This is a genomic window from Janthinobacterium sp. HH106, assembly GCF_001758725.1.
GTDB lineage: Bacteria > Pseudomonadota > Gammaproteobacteria > Burkholderiales > Burkholderiaceae_D > Janthinobacterium.
Genome location: NZ_LRIC01000032.1, coordinates 1 through 15,213, shown reverse-complemented (window position 1 = coordinate 15,213; position 15,213 = coordinate 1). Strand labels below are relative to the sequence as shown.

The 15,213-nt window shown below is 62.4% G+C and carries 10 protein-coding genes; all 10 read right to left on the bottom strand.

Features of this window, described 5'->3' with window-relative positions:
* Positions 1-4,196 (bottom strand): YDG domain-containing protein (locus JAB8_RS14840; RefSeq protein ID WP_139143055.1); only part of this gene is annotated, 4,196 nt, incomplete at its 3' end.
* A 32-nt stretch (positions 4,197-4,228) separates the two neighbouring features.
* Positions 4,229-5,887, bottom strand: coding sequence for a ShlB/FhaC/HecB family hemolysin secretion/activation protein (locus JAB8_RS14835; protein ID WP_254679520.1), 1,659 nt, complete (start codon positions 5,885-5,887; stop codon positions 4,229-4,231).
* Between the two features lie 645 nt (positions 5,888-6,532).
* On the bottom strand, positions 6,533-7,150 hold the full coding sequence (locus JAB8_RS14830) for a c-type cytochrome (protein WP_070290390.1): 618 nt from the start codon (positions 7,148-7,150) through the stop codon (positions 6,533-6,535).
* 10 nt (positions 7,151-7,160) lie between these two features.
* On the bottom strand, positions 7,161-8,393 hold the full coding sequence (locus tag JAB8_RS14825; protein WP_070290389.1) for a molybdopterin-dependent oxidoreductase: 1,233 nt from the start codon (positions 8,391-8,393) through the stop codon (positions 7,161-7,163).
* Positions 8,386-9,819 carry an amino acid permease gene (locus JAB8_RS14820; protein ID WP_070290387.1) on the bottom strand — a complete coding sequence of 478 codons (1,434 nt, stop codon included), beginning with the start codon at positions 9,817-9,819 and terminating at the stop codon, positions 8,386-8,388. Before JAB8_RS14820 ends, JAB8_RS14825 begins: the two co-directional genes overlap by 8 nt.
* Before the next feature lie 292 nt (positions 9,820-10,111).
* Positions 10,112-10,906 carry an ABC transporter permease subunit gene (locus tag JAB8_RS14815; RefSeq protein ID WP_070219225.1) on the bottom strand — a complete coding sequence of 265 codons (795 nt, stop codon included), beginning with the start codon at positions 10,904-10,906 and terminating at the stop codon, positions 10,112-10,114.
* A 79-nt stretch (positions 10,907-10,985) separates the two neighbouring features.
* The gene (locus JAB8_RS14810) at positions 10,986-11,801 is read right to left on the bottom strand and encodes a taurine ABC transporter ATP-binding protein (RefSeq protein ID WP_070219220.1); all 816 of its coding nucleotides are present in this window, start codon (positions 11,799-11,801) and stop codon (positions 10,986-10,988) included.
* A gap of 71 nt (positions 11,802-11,872) precedes the next feature.
* Positions 11,873-12,934 (bottom strand): taurine ABC transporter substrate-binding protein, encoded by a 1,062-nt coding sequence (tauA, locus tag JAB8_RS14805; RefSeq protein WP_070290386.1) that lies wholly within the window; start codon positions 12,932-12,934, stop codon positions 11,873-11,875.
* A gap of 114 nt (positions 12,935-13,048) precedes the next feature.
* Positions 13,049-14,488 (bottom strand): FAD-dependent oxidoreductase, encoded by a 1,440-nt coding sequence (locus JAB8_RS14800; RefSeq protein WP_070290394.1) that lies wholly within the window; start codon positions 14,486-14,488, stop codon positions 13,049-13,051.
* 25 nt (positions 14,489-14,513) lie between these two features.
* Positions 14,514-14,921 carry a nuclear transport factor 2 family protein gene (locus JAB8_RS14795; RefSeq protein ID WP_070290384.1) on the bottom strand — a complete coding sequence of 136 codons (408 nt, stop codon included), beginning with the start codon at positions 14,919-14,921 and terminating at the stop codon, positions 14,514-14,516.
* Positions 14,922-15,213: the final 292 nt, after the last annotated feature.

Here is a 15,213-nt window from a genome sequence, read left to right as displayed (position 1 = left end):
CTGACCGTCTTGCCTGTGCCCGCGTTCTTGTCGGCAAAACTGCCGCTGGCGCCCGACACGCTCAGGCTGTCGCCACCGATCATGCCCGCAAACGTGGCGCCCGCCGTGTTCAGGCTGGCCGTGGCGGTGCCGTCATATACTTTATTTCCAGCAACAATGCCGCTCACGCCGCTGATGGTGGCCTTGCTGATATTGCCCGTCAAGCCGTTCACGGGCACCAGCGCATAGTTGCCGCCGGCGCTGCCGCCCAGGGCCGCGTTGACTGTCACGGCGATGCCGTTGCCGGCATTCTTGCTGGCAAACGTGCCATTCACGGTCGAACTGACATTGGCCAGGTCGCCCGCCAGCACGCCATTCAGGGTGCCGCTGATGGCGGCCACGGTGGTGCCGTCGTACACTTTGTCGCCCACCGCCGCGCCGCTCAGGGTGACGGACTTGGGCGTGATCAACAGGCCGCCATCGATATAGCTGATGGCGTAGCCGGACTGGCCGCCCGAAGCGTACAGGCCGCTGGCCGACACGCCATAGGTGCCCGCATTGACGGCGCCGGCGGCATTGCCCGCATACACGACCGTACCGAGCAGGTTGGCGCCATCCACCGTGTTCGAGTAGGTGACGCTATTGCTGCCGCCTGCGTAGGCCACGCCGTCATACACCTTGCTGTCGTAGGAAACGCGCACGGCGATCTGCTTCATGAACGAGCGCAGGAAAGGCGCGCTCTGTCCGTCGTAGACCACCCACATCTGCGCCAGTTCCCAGCCGGCGCCCGTGTAATTCGACAGGTTTTTCAGCTGCGTTGTCGTCATGGCGGTACCGCCCATGCTATTCGCCTGGCCGCTGGCCGTCGTGTCCCAATAGCTGCCCGTAGTGCTGCCCGTACTGGCGCCCACCAGGCCGCCCACATTGCTGGAACCGCTCACGCTGCCGTTCGCATAACTGTTGGCGATGCTGCCGCCATTGCTGCCGACGAGGCCGCCGACGATGCTGGTGCCGCTCACTGCCCCGCTGGCATAGCTGTCCGCCACCGTGCCCGTATTGCTGCCCACCAGGCCGCCTCCGGTGGACGTGCTCGTCACGCCGCTGGTGGCAAAGCTGCCGCTGATCGTGCCGGCATTGCTGCCGGCCAGGGCGCCCACATTCGTGCCGCCCGCTACGCTGCCGCCGGACAAGCCCACATTCGCCACCACCCCGCCGCTGCCGATGGCACCGAACAGGCCCACGTTGTTCACGCCCGCCTTGGCAATGGTCAGGCTGGAAATGATATGGCCGGTGCCGTCGAGGCTGCCCGTGAAGGCCGAACCTGCCGTGCCGACGGGGATGAAGCCAGTGGTTCCCCAGATATCCTGGCCATTGGCCGCCGTCGTGGCGGCGCTGAAGCTGCTGCCCAGCGTGTAGCTGGCTGTCTTGTTCATCGCCATCAATTGCAGCTGGTGCGCCGAATTGATGGTATTTGACCACTCCGACGCCAGCATGGGGCGCGTGCCGGCAGCGCCATTGAGGGTGCCGTCGGCGCTGACCGCCACCCAATTATTGCCGGTGGCGCCGCCCGTGGCCGTGAAATTGAAGCCCACATAATTACTCGATACCAGCATCTGCGCCGTGCTCAGCCCTTGCGCATTCGAGGTGGCGCCATTGAAGCTTCGGCCGATGCCATTCAGGCCGGAATTGATCGTGCTGTCAAAATAGGCGCGGTTGACGCTACCGCCGTTGTGCTCGCCGACGATGGCGCCCACGCTGGCGCCGCCGCCCGTCACCTTGCCGGTGGTATAGACATTCGTGATGGTGCCGCCCACGTTGTAACCGACCACGCCGCCGGCCAGCCCGGTGGTCTGCACGTCGCCCGTCGCATAGCTGTTGCTCAAGGTTCCACGCAACAGGCCCACCAGGCCGCCGACATAGCCGCCGGTGGAGGTGACCTTGCCCGTCGCGTAGCTATTGCTGATGGTCGCGCTGCCGCTGGTATTGGTCCCCACCAGGCCGCCGGCACTGCCCGAGGCGTTCATCGCGCCGGTCGCGTAACTATTGCTGATACTGCCATTATTAAAGCTGACCAGGCCGCCGCCATAGTTGGCTCCTGCGTTCACGGTGCCCGTCGCATAGCTATCGCTGATCGCACCGGAGTTGGTGACCACCAGCCCGGCCGCCACGTAGCGCGTGGAGCTGGTGGTGGCGGAGCTGGAACTGTTCTTGATCAAGCCGCCTACGGCGTTGAGGCCCACAAAGCCGCCTGCCGCGCCGTAGCCGCCCGGCCCGGGATCGCCCGCGGAGACGACCGTGCCGGAGACGCGGCTATTGCTGATCGTTCCGGCATTGATGCCCACCAGGCCGCCCAGATTGACATAACCGGAGGCGCTCACGGCACCACTGCTATACACATTATCGATCTTGCCGCTGTTGACGGCAGCCAGTGCGCCTATGCCCGCATAGGTGCTGCTATAGTTGGCGGCCGATCCGGCAACGCTGACGCCGCTAAAACCCATATTACGCACGGCAGCGGCAGCGCCGATATTGCCGAACATCCCGACAGGCACTTCAGGGCGGTTGATCGTCAATCCCACGATTTCATGGCCCAGGCCATCGAGCGTGCCCGTGAAAGGCGCCGCATCGCTGCCGATGGGCGCAAATCCCTTGCCTCCATCCCAGCCAGAGGTGCCGCGCGCATCGATATTGCTGCCCAGCACGTACTTGCCGGACAAATTGCCCTGCATGCCCTGCACGTCGCTGCCGGTGGTGCTGTTGAAGGCGCCCAGGCTGTTGATCACTTGATACACGGTCACGCTGCCATTGCTGCCCAGCTTGGTGCTGAAGTTATTGCCCGATGGCAAATCCACTTCGGCCTTGACGTTGTACGTCGACAGATTGCCGGCGGCGACCCCGCTCTGGCCGTATTCGAGCGCCAGGCTGGCCGTGCCCGCGCCGCGCATGGCCTTGTTGATATTGATATTGTTCTGTGCCGTCAGGGTCAGCTTGTTGGCCGTCCAGTTGACGTTGTCATCGACGTTGATGTTGCCCTGCGTGCCGCTGCCGCCCGACACGCTCTGGATCTGCACATTGCCCGATTTCAAGGAGTTGCTCAGGAAAGCGCCCGTCATGTCGCCGCCGGAGACGGCGATATTGAAGTCGGTCGGGTCGATCAGCCAGGTGCCGGACAGGCCCTTGCTTGACGCCGTCGTCACCTTCAGCGCATCGTCGATCTTGACGTGCGCCGCCGACGTATCGATAAAGCCGCCATTGCCGCCGTCGGACGCGCTGGCGTCCAGGGTGCCGGCCGCGTTCACCGTGCCGCTTTGCATGTCACCCAGCAACTTGATCGTGCCGCCGCGCGTGGCTATCGTGTGCGCCTCGATCACGCCCGTGTTGTTGACGGCGGTTTTCAGCAAGTCGCCCGCCGCCTGCGCCGTGAGCACCACGCTGCCGCCGTCGGCCTGGATCAGGCCGCCATTGTTGACCAAAGCGCCCACGGCGCCTGCGTTGACGGCCACATTGAGCAAGCCGTCACCGGCCACGTCCAGGGTGATCGCCTTGCCCGCCGCCAGGGCTACCGAACCCAGACGTGCCTGGATCGTGCCTTTATTCGAGACGTGCGCGCCCAGCAGGGCCACATAGCCGCCCGGCGCGCTGATGCTGCCCTGGTTCAGGACTTTCCCCGTGCCATTGCCGGAAAACTGGTACTTGCCCGCCATGAAGTCGGCGTTGCTGATGTCCAGGGTGGACGCCACCAGCCCGGCCGTGTTCACGGACGCGCCCTGGCCGAACAGGATGCCGTTCGGATTGACGATGAACACCTTGCCGTTGGCCGACAAGTTGCCCAGGATGGTAGTACCGTCGCCGCCCAGCACGCGGTTCAGGGCCACCGCGTTGCTGTTGGGCTGCTGGAACTGCACCGATTCGCCCTTGCCGATATTGAAACTGGCCCAGTTGATCACGGCGTTCTGGCTGCCCTGCCTGATCACCGTGGCGCCCGGTGCGCCATTGATCGTTGCCTGGCCCGCCACCACCGTGCCGCCCGCCGGCCCCGCCAGCGCCAAGGAGCCATAACCGAGCATCAGCGCCGCCGCCATGCCGGTCAAGGCAAAATGCGCCCCGCCCCCGCTGCATCCGGGCAGCGAGCGCTTGCCGGCGGATTTGACGTTTTCGGAAACGGCGGCGTAGGCGCCGGTGGCCTGGTTCCAGATGGAGCGGTAGATGCGGTTCATGGCAGTGTCCTGATTCTATTAACTTGTCTTAATTAGAAGTATTTAATGGCTTGCAGCCAGAAACGGCCTGCCGCATCCGGTGCGGAAGTCGCCTTGGCATTGCCCAGCTTGTGCGCGTAATACGCCTTCAGGACGAGCGCATTGGCGCCCGTCCACGTCACGCCCACGCCGGCGCCGCTCAGGGTGCGGCGGTTCTCGCCCGCGCCCCAGGCGTCGCGGTTCAGCTTGACGGTGCCCGTGTCGGCAAAGGCCAGCACCTGCAGCTGGCCGGGAAACGCCGTGAACGCCGTGATGTTTTGGCGCAATTCCACATTCAGCACATAGCCCTGGTCGCCATACGCCTCGCCGCCCGGATAGGCGCGCACGCCGCCCACGCCGCCGATGCCCATCTTTTCGGAAACATCGAGGTTTTTCGAGGCTGCCTGGCCGCTGATCACGCCGAACAAGCTGGTCTCGCCGCCCAGGCTTTGCACGCGCGCCGCATTGAAGGCAAGCTTGTTGAAGTGGCCGTTGCTTTTCACCGTCAGCTGATCGATCAGCAAGGCCACCGGCGTCTCGATATCGATCTTGCCCGTGGTGTAGGTCACCGAATACGTGCTCACGCCACCGCCGCCCCAGCCGTCCTTGCCATCGCCATTCAGGTTCAGCATCCACACCTTGGCTGTCTTGTCGTTGACGCTGCCCGTCGATTCCGTCCTGTCCTGGAATGTCTTGTCGTCGTAGCTCACTTGCGCATACAGATTGTTGCTGCGCGAGCGGATCAGCGGATAACTGGCATACGCGCTGGCGATCTTCGCCGTTCCCTTGGCGTCGAGCACGGCAAATTCCTTGCCCAGCTTGTAATCCATATACGTGTAGGCGCCGCCCAGGCGCAACAGGCCCGCCTGTCCCTGATAGGCCAGGCGGCCGTAGTTCAAGCCATCGGCCGAAGTGAAGGCGCGCACGGTGGCCACGTCGCCTATGCCGGCCAGCTCGTTGATGTTCAGGGTGGCGCCGATGCGGTTGCGGCCCGTGTAGCGGTTGCCCTGGTTATCCAGGTCGATGCTGCCGTTGAAACGCGAACCGGGCTGCACGTCGACGATCAGGTCGGACGCGCCCAAGGACGCCCCCGGCGCCAGGGTCGAGCTCACCTGCACGCCCGGCAAGTCCGACAGCAGCAGCAAGCGCCGCTCCAGCGGCGGCGTGGCGATCACTTGCCCGTCGAGCCCGGCCAGTATCGTGCCGGCCAGGCCGTCGGACAGCGTGCTCTGATTGCGCAGCTGCACCTGACCATAACGGCCCGGCAGCACGTCGATGGCGACGACGCCACCCTCGATATCCTGCGCCGGCAGATAGGCCTGCGCAAGAAAATAGCCATGGTTCTGGTAATAACTGGCAATTTTTGATGCCATGGTGCGCAATTCGCCCAGGGTCAGCTCGCTCCCGGGCACGAAACCCGTGGCGGCGACCAGTTCGCTTTCGGCAAAGACGGGCGGCGCCGTGATCCGCAGGCGCTGTACGGTGATGCGCGTGGTATCGCCCACCGTCGTGGCCGGCACATTGCCCTGCTGTACGCGGATGGCTGGCGGCGCTTTCGGCAGCTGGGGCGCGGCGGGAATCTGCTGCAGCTGGCTGCCTGCGCCCGGAGGATCGACGGCCCAGGCGGTCTGGATCAGCGCCAGCAAGGTCAATGGAAGTAATGTGGTGTTCAAGGTCATCCTTTCAGGCGGCGCGCCCGCGCCAGGCAAGCCGCTCGCGGCTGTGCTGACGGGGAATACAAGAGCTGCAAAGGACGTATTTTTTTAGCATCATTGTCAAATACAATGACAACAAAAAAATAAATTCCCATCAGCAACATTGACCCATTTTAGCCCGTCATCAGGCGAGAAAATACCTATCTGATGAGCTCTTTCACCACATTGGTGCGGTCTCGACAGGGATGCCCTTAAAATTCGCAAAACACCGTGAAAATGCGCCTTTCCGGCAAGAAATTCGTTGTCATAACACAACAAAATTGCATCGCTGTCACTATCGACATGCTATTCCATGAGCGCACCATGCATGCGAAATGAACAAGAGATTGGCATTATCACAATATAAAACAATGTTATTTTTTACATATGTGCATGTTCATCTGATGACACACTTTTTTGCTGCAAATTAACATGTCACACTCTTGCAAAAAATAGATAATCAATGAATAAATATTAGGAATGGAAACTTATTTATGGCGGCCACGCGGGGAGCGGGCGGCGCATATAATCGCGGCGAGGAAAACCGGCGTGGCAGGCATCGGCCACGCCGGATGCCGACGGAAAGGAAGAGAAGATCAGCGACGCGGCCGCGCTGGCCGGGTCTTATCTGGACAGCACATATTTGGCCAGCGTGGCCGCATCGGCTACGCTGAGCTGGCTGAATGGCGGCATGGGCACGGGGCCCCATTTGCCGGCCCCGCCATTGCGGATGTTGGCCGCCACGGCAGCGACGCTGTCCTTGCCCTTGTATCGGGCGGCCACTTCCGCAAAGCCGGGTCCGACCACCTTCTGGTCGAGGGCGTGGCATGCCATGCAGCCGTTCGCCGCCAGCAATGTTTTCACATCCTTGCCGCTGGCGGCAAGAACAGCGGCTGCGACGGGTTTCACTGCGGCGGCAGGCGCGGCGGCGTCCCGCTCCGCGCCATAGGTTTTCACCAGGTAATCGACCATGGCCGGCATGTCCGCGTCGTCAAACTGGGCGCCGAACGGCTTTTTCATCTTCTTGACGGTCGCCTCCCAGTAAGCGCGCGGCGAAGCGGGCGGCTGGCTCGATGCATACTGGGCCGCGTGGCACGTCATGCAGTTGCGCTGCACCAGCTGGTAGCCGGGCAATTCGCTGGGTTTATAGGCCGCCGTTTCGGGCGGCAAATGGATTTCCAGCGCGCCAGCGCTGCCGGCAAGCATCAAGGCCACGGCGGTGGCGAGTGTTCTGATCAGCATCCGGTTCTCCTCACACTGCCTGAATGCGCGTGGTTTCCACCACGTTGCGCATATAACCCATGGGATTCCACAGGGCTTTCATCGGCTGGCTCTGGCCGATGCGGTTGACGGCGCGCACCATCAGCACGTGCTTGCCCTTGCGCGGCGCCTTCATGAGCATCGTCCACTCGCGGAACGAGAAACGTCCCAGGTCCTTGCCCAGCGTTGCTTCCTGCCACGTCTGGCCGCCGTCTGCCGACACGGTCACCTCGCTGATGCCCTGCCCGCCATCGAAGGCGATGCCGCGCAAGGCCAGGTCGCGCCCCGCCTTCACTTGCGCGCCATCTTGCACGCTGGTGATGAAGGAGCGCACGTTGAGGCGGCTGATCGGCGTCGTCTTGCCCACCGGTGTCCCCGGCTCGATGAAGCCGGAACCGTTGTCGGGGATGCGGTAGCCCGTGCTCATCCAGAAGCCGTCAAACGGCTTGTCGAGCACGGTGATGTCGCTCAGGTGCTTGACCCAGTAAGTGCCATAGAAGCCCGGCACGATCAGGCGCAGCGGATAGCCGTTGAGGAACGGGATGTCTTCGCCATTCATGGCCCAGGCCAGCAGGACGTCGCCCGCCATGATGTGCTCGACGGACAAGGCTTTCTGGAAGTCGGGGCCGTCGCCCACGGGCGGCGTTTCCAGGCCGTTGAAGGCCACCTGCACGGCACTGGCCGCGATGCCGGCCTTTTCCAGCACGGTTTTCAGGGTGACGCCCGTCCAGCGGGCATTGCCCATGGCGCCATTGCCCAGCTGCCCGCCATTCGCGCGCGGGGCGAAGAAGCCGCGGCTGTTGCCCGAACATTGCGTCACGGCCACCACGTCGACGGGGTCGGCCAGCTGTTTCAGTTCCGCGAGCGACAGTTCCAGTGGCGTCTTGACGAGGCCGCCGATGCGCAAGCGATAGCTGCCGCCATCGATGCTGGTGGGCAGGCCGCTCCAGTGATAGCGCACGAAGAACGCGTCGTTGGGCGTGATCGCGCCTTCGTTGAACACGCTGAACGGCGTTTCCAGCTGGGGCGGTCGGCTGGTCAGCAGGATCAGCGGGCGCTTTTGCGGGAAGGCCACCAGTTCGCGCTCGCCGTTTTCAAACGGCAAGGTAAGGGAAGCGGAGGCAGCCAAGGCTGACCCAGGCCCCGCCACGGCGGCGGCGCCCAGGGCGGCCGTCGTGCGCAGGAAGCGGCGCCGGCCTGCAGGCAACAAGGTCGTATCAGACATGTTTGAGCTCCACTTTGGTATCGGCCGCTTCGCCGCCGTTGCGGTCATCGTTGACCAGCTTCTTGATGTAGTACATGACGCTCATGATGGCCACGCTCAACAGGCCGAACCAGAACGACACGCGCTGCTCCGTATCGGACGACACGCTCATGGCGCCCAGGATCACCAGCATGGCGAAGATGGTGAAATACGTCAGATAGGGGAACAGCCACATGCGCACCTTGATGCGTTCCGGGCATTCGCGTTCCAGGCGGCGGCGCAAACGCAATTGAGATATCGCAATGAGCAAGTACACGAACAGGATCAGGATGCCGTAGGAGTTCACGATGAAGGGGAAGACCAGGTCGGCCGATACATACGAGACGGCAATGGCGAAATAGGCAAACAAGGTGCTGAACAGGATGGCGCGAATCGGCACGCCGTTCTTGCTCAGCTTGACCAGGCCCGTGGGCGCGTCGCCACGGCGCGTCAGCGCGAAGATCATGCGCGACGAGGCGTACAGGCTGGAGTTCAGGGCCGACAGCACGGCCGTCAAAATGATGGCGTTCATGATGTGGGCCGCGTACGGGATGTTCATGACGGTCAGGGCGCTGACGAAAGGCGTGGCGATGGCCGGCGAATCCCAGGGCACGATGCAGACGACGACAAACATGGACCCCACATAAAACATCAGCACGCGCATGACGACGGAATTGGTGGCGCGGGCGATGGCCTTGGCCGGGTCCGACGTTTCGGCGGCGGCGATGGTGACGATCTCGGCGCCCGAATAAAAGGCCGTGGCAGCGACGGCGCCGCTGAGCACGGGGCCCCAGCCGTGCGGCATGAAGCCGCCATGGCTGGTCAAAAAGCCCAGGGTCGGGATGCTGTTAGGCAAGCTGCCCGTGATGAACAGGGCGCCGACAAACAGGAAGACGACGATGGCGACCACCTTGATCGAGGCGAACCAGAACTCGAATTCGCCGAAGGCTTTCACCGAGAACAGGTTGAGCACCGTCATCGACACGAGCAAGACCAGGCTGATGGCCCACGAGGGCACGTCGGGCAGCCAGAAATTGACCAGCTTGGCGCCGGCGATGGCTTCCAGCGCCACGACGACGACCCAGAAATACCAGTACATCCAGCCGCTCATGAAGCCGAGGAATTTCGACACCTTCGGCTTGTCGTCGAAGGCCAGGCGCGCGTATTCGTAAAAGGAGCCGACCACGGGCAGGGACGAGGCCAGCTCGCCCAGCATGCGCATGATCAGGACGACCAGGCCGCCCGTGAGCAGGAAGGATAGGATGGCGGCCGGGCCGGCAGCCTTGGCGATGACGCCGCTGCCGACAAAGAGGCCGGCGCCGATCACGCCGCCGATGGCGATCATGCTCATGTGGCGTTGCTTCAGCGAGTGCTGCAAGCCGGTACTGTTATGCGATTCGCTAATCATGTTTTTGTCTCCTGAAAATCTCTGAAGCCCGGTGCGCCCTCGCCTGCTGCGGCCGGTTCCTGCCGCGCGGCTTTGTTTTATTTGGGCAACACCGTCAAGCAGCATCGATACATCATCAAATCAGTCTGGTTGGCTGCATGCCATAAGTCAATCTGGAAATGCAGCGGCCCGGCGCGGCGCCCAAGGGGCTGGCGCGCTGGAGGATACGTACGGGGTATGGCTCAGTTATTGCTGGTTAAAAAATAGGAGCGGCGGCAACACTTGTGGCATTAGCGCCACTCCCGGGAACGTCTTACACCTTGCCCTTCCATGGCACGAGGGTACGTTCGAGGTAGCGCATCATCAAATCAAACAGGAAAGCGAAGAAGCCGATCACGATGATGCCCATGATCACGACATCACTGGCGAGGAACTCGGAGGCGCTCAGCACCATGTAGCCGAGGCCGCGCGTGGCCGCCACCATCTCACCGGCCACCAGGGTGGTCCAGCCCACGCCGATGCCGATGCGCATGCCGGTGAGGATTTCCGGAATCGCGGCGCGCAGGATCACGTGCACGATGACCTGAAAACGGGTGGCGCCCATCGAATAGGCCGCGTGGATTTGCTCCAGTGACACGGAGCTGACGCCGGCGCGGGCTGCGATCGCCATCGGCGCGAAGATGGCCAGGAAGATCAGGTAGACCTTCGAAAACTCGCCGATGCCGAACCAGATGATAACCAGTGGCAAGTAAGCGAGGGGCGGCAGCGGACGGTAGAACTCGATCAAGGGATCGAAGATGCCGCGCGCCACGCGGTTCACGCCCATCATCACGCCGACGGGGATGGCAAACAGGCAAGCCAGGCCAAAGGCGCCGAACACGCGCACCAGACTGGCGACCGTGTGTTCCCACAGGGTGGCGCCGCCGAAACCGGTGGTGGCCGCCATGATGAATTTTTCATAGACAGCTTGCGGCGACGGCAAGAACAGCGGTTTCACGAGGCCGCTGGCCGTCACGCCAAACCACAGCAAGAGCACGGCGATGACGGTAACGGTGGCGATGCGGCTGGAATTGCCCTGCCCCGGCGCACCGAACGCTTCGCCAGGCATGGCGCAGCGGGGAGCGAACAGGCGGCCAAAAAAGCCGGCGCGCTTGGCGGTGGTGGGAGGAAATCCCACGACGGATGGGCTATGCATGGGACACCTCCAGCTCTTTATTGACGGCGCGCTCGTCGCCATAAATGATGTTGAGCACGGTTTCGCGCATCTTGATGAAGTCCGGGCTCGATTTCACGGCGCGCGCATCGCGGCATTCGAGGAAGCGCTTGTTGAAATCGAGTTCATACGTGTGCGTGATACGGCCCGGACGGGGCGACATGACGATCAGCCGGTTCGCCAGGAACAGCGCCTCGTCGACGCTGTGGGTAATGAAGAAGAACATGGTGCTGGACTTGGCCCAGATATCGAGCAGCAATTCCTGGATGGTTTCGCGGGTCAGCGCATCGAGCGCCGCCATCGGTTCATCCATCAGCAGCATGGCGGGATTGCTGGTCAGGGCGCGGGCGATGCCCACGCGCTGTTGCATGCCGCCCGACAGCTGATAAATCATATTGTCGTGAAAGTCCTTCAAGCCGACCAGCGCCAGGTTCTTGGCCGCCTGTTCGCGCCGCACGGCTTTCGGCACGCCTTGCAGCTTCAGGCCGAATTCCACGTTTTCCATCACGTTCAGCCATGGCAGCAAGGCGTGTTTCTGGAACACGACGCCACGGTCGGCGCCCGGCCCTTCCACTTTATTGTCCCCGAGCATGATTTCCCCCTTGGATGGGGCGATAAAACCTGCCATCAGGCTCAGCAAGGTTGTCTTGCCGCAACCGGAAGCACCGAGCGCGACGACGAAGTCGCCGCTATTGATGGTGAGATTGATATTATTTAAGGCATGTACGCGTTCACCGGCCGTCTTGCCCGGATAAATCACGCTGACATCCTTGACGTACAGATTTTCCATCGTGTCCCCACAGTTCTGTTCAACGCACTCTGTTCAGTCAGCGCGCCCGCAGGCGCGCCATCGCACAACGTTTACTTCAGCAGGCCGGCGGCCTGTGCATACCTGGGTGTCACATATTTGGCGTAATCGGGAGCCAGGCTGTCGATCTTGCCTTCAGCTTTCAGGAATTGCGCCGTGGCCAGCAAGGCTTGCGCCACGCCGCCCTTCGCGCCGCCACCGAGCCAGGCCGGCGAGGCCTGTTCCTGCAGCGATGGATAGGCGTACAGGGCCACGGAAGCGGCCACGTCCTTGGCAGCCGCGCCCGAATGCTTGACGTTGGCTTTCACTTGCGGGGAATCGATGGTCCACGCCTTCGGATTGGCGCGGTAATCGGCGTCGGCAGCGGCCATCACCTTGACGAACTTGGCCATGAAATCGGCGTTCGCCTCGCCCCAGGCGCGCTCGACGGCCATGCCGTCAAACGTGGCCTTGCCCTTCTTGCTCAGTTCGCCGGAGGTCACCAGCACCTTGCCGTTTTGCTTGAGTTTGCTCAAGGCCGGGTCCCACACGAAGGCGGCATCGATGTCGCCCCGTTCCCAGGCGGCGGCGATCTGATTCGGCTGCATGTTGAGCAATTTCACTTCCGTGGGCTTGATGCCCCACGTTTCCAGCGCGAACATGGTGTGGAAGTGCGTGGTGGACACGAAAGGCACGGCGATCTTCTTGCCGCGCAAGTCGGTGGGCTTGCTGATGCCGGCGCCATTGCGGGCCACCATCGCTTCGGCTTCGTTGATGTCGTCGATGATCCAGAACAGCTGCAGGTCGACACCGCGGCTGACGGCCGCCGTCAAGGGGCTGGAACCGATGACGCCGATCTGCACGTCGCCGGACGCCATGCCGGTGGCTACCTTGGCGCCCGAGTCGAACTTGCGCCAGTTGATTTTATAGCCGGTGGTTTTTTCCACTTCGCCGCTGGCGATCGCCACGAGGAAGGGACCGTTGATTTCCTGGTAGGCAATCGTTACTTCCTTGCCTTGCGCGAAGGCCGTGCCGCTCGATGCGACCGCCACGCCCAGCACCAGGGTGCCGAGAACGGCGCGGCGCAGCGTTGAAAAAACCGTTTTGCTCGCGTTTTTGCTCGTGTATGTGTTCATGTCTCACTCCAAGTTATTGTTATGTGTGAACGTTCGGGCAATCTCATCCCTTGCGGGAGGCGCCGCTGTTTGCTCTTTGTCAACCATGCGGCGGCTTAGTACGGCTACTGCTATTTAAAACACTTCATCCTTCAAGTGATACCAGCGGTACAGGAAACGCTGGCCCAGGCGGCGGAACGGGGCGAACGCTTGCGACTCGACCAGTTCCATCATGTTGGGATACGGCAATTTCGAATTGAAGATCGGCAAGCCCGTGTCGCTGGCCTTGCCCGCGATGCGTTCGGCCATGCGACGGCCCGCCTGCGCCGAGTACATGACGCCGTTGCCGCCGTAACCGAGTGAATAGAAAATCGATTGCTTGGGGTCCGGTTGCACGATGCGCGGCATCATGTCGTGGCTGACGTCGACCCAGCCCCACCATGAGTAATCGATGGGAATACCGGTCAGCGCGGGGAACTTGCGGTGCAGATCGTTGATCAAAAACTGTTTATATCTGTCGTCCGGCGCGTCGGCGCCCGTGATGGCACTGCGGCTGCCGATCTGCACGCGGTTGTCCGGCATCAAGCGGTAGTAGTGGCGCAGGATGCGCGTATCCGTGATCACCTGGTGGGTGCGGAAGTTGCACGCCTCGATTTCCGCCGGGGTCAACGGGCGCGTGACGATGGAATTCGACAGGATCGGCAGCAACCGGTTCTTCACTTGCGCATGCAGGTGGGGCGAGGTGTAGCCGCCCGTGGCCACGGCCACAGAGCGGGCCCGCACCACGCCGCCCGGCGTTTGCAGATAATGCACGCCGTTGCGCGTTTCCCAGCCCATCACGGGGCTGGACGGATGTACCTTGGCGCCCAGCGCGCGCGCCTTGCGCAGGTAGCCGAACGCCAGCTTGCCCGCGTGGATGCCGATGCCTTCCGGCTCGTGCAGCGCGCCCGCCGCTTCCTTGTCGTCGACGAATTCGCGCTTGACGGTGTCGGCGTCGAGGATGCGGGCGTCGTACTTGAAGATCTCGCGCATGACCTTGGCCTCTTTTTCCAGCGCGGGCATGGCTTTCGCCTTGTGGGCGATGTACAGGTGGCCGCCCGGCTGCGGGTCGCAATCGATGTCGGCCGTGATCTTCTTGAAGGTTTCCATGGCGTCGCACACTTCCGTGTGCAATTTGAGGGCCGTGTCCATGCCGTAACGGGCGATCCACTGCGAGCGCTTCAGGCGGCCCGTCGTGCATTGCGCCTGGCCGCCGTTGCGCGTGCTGCAGCCCCAGCTGACCCGGTTCGCTTCCAGCACGGTAGCCTTGATGCCGTGTTCCTGGGCCAGGAAGATGGCGCAGGAGAGACCGGTAAAACCCGAGCCGATGATGGCCACATCGACGTCGATGTCATGCGTGATGGGGCCGTCGTCGGCGGGCGGCTCGCCGGCCGTGCCGATCCAGTAGGTGGGCGCGTAGGCATTGCCGTGGCCGGGGCGCTGGGCCACGAGCGGATCGAAGGCGGGATCGTAGGGCGTGCGGGCGGCGGTGCTGCTGCCCAGTACGTCAGATGGAGTGTCGACAGGTTTGTTCATGATCATTCCCGGTGAACGTACTGGCTTAAGCTTTGACGACGGGTGGGCGATCCTTGCGGAAGGCGTTCTTCACGGCGATCTTGCCGTCGCGGAAAGTGAAGATGTCGACCATGCGCGCCTCGATGCGCGTGCCGTCCGCCTTGGTGCCGGCAAAGGTCGATTCCGTCACGCCGCGCTGGCCGCTGACGAAGTGTTCCGGGTTGAGCCAGGCGGCGTCGGGAAAGGTTTGCCAGGCCAGCTCGAAACCGGCGCGCACGGCGTCGCGGCCGACAAAACTCTTGCCCAGCAAGTCAGGGCCGGCCACGGCGTGGAATTCGCAGTCGTCGGCCATGGCGGCCATCAGGGCCTCGATATCGTGACGGTTCCAGGCATCGCCGAAGGCTTGCAGGAAGTCGATGGTGACGGCGTCGGTGTGCGGTACAGGGTGGTTCATGGTGGTCTCCGTAAATCGTTTTTGATACGCTACGTTCCGTTTTTTGTCTTTTATTGAATTTAAGCCTTAAGCATGGCCTTGTCAAATCAAATAATTCAATTACCGGGACGCTTCGTCTTCTTTATTGAAATTATGATGTTTTCGTGACAATCTGTGAGAATTTGGTCACAACGCTTTGTCGGATTACGCCGGGCTTTGCCCGGCTAATCCGACCTACGCCAGCAACACGCGTAAATTGCGTAAATTGCGTAGGTTGGGTAGGTTGGATTAGCCCAACGGGCGTAATCCAACA

Bases quoted from the DNA above. Each gene is read 5' to 3' on its own strand.
- JAB8_RS14830 (WP_070290390.1), bottom strand. From the start codon at position 7,150: ATGCTGATCAGAACACTCGCCACCGCCGTGGCCTTGATGCTTGCCGGC.
- JAB8_RS14825 (WP_070290389.1), bottom strand. From the start codon at position 8,393: ATGTCTGATACGACCTTGTTGCCTGCAGGCCGGCGCCGCTTCCTGCGC.
- JAB8_RS14820 (WP_070290387.1), bottom strand. From the start codon at position 9,819: ATGATTAGCGAATCGCATAACAGTACCGGCTTGCAGCACTCGCTGAAG.
- JAB8_RS14815 (WP_070219225.1), bottom strand. From the start codon at position 10,906: ATGCCTGGCGAAGCGTTCGGTGCGCCGGGGCAGGGCAATTCCAGCCGC.
- JAB8_RS14810 (WP_070219220.1), bottom strand. From the start codon at position 11,801: ATGGAAAATCTGTACGTCAAGGATGTCAGCGTGATTTATCCGGGCAAG.
- tauA (WP_070290386.1), bottom strand. From the start codon at position 12,934: ATGAACACATACACGAGCAAAAACGCGAGCAAAACGGTTTTTTCAACG.
- JAB8_RS14800 (WP_070290394.1), bottom strand. From the start codon at position 14,488: ATGAACAAACCTGTCGACACTCCATCTGACGTACTGGGCAGCAGCACC.
- JAB8_RS14795 (WP_070290384.1), bottom strand. From the start codon at position 14,921: ATGAACCACCCTGTACCGCACACCGACGCCGTCACCATCGACTTCCTG.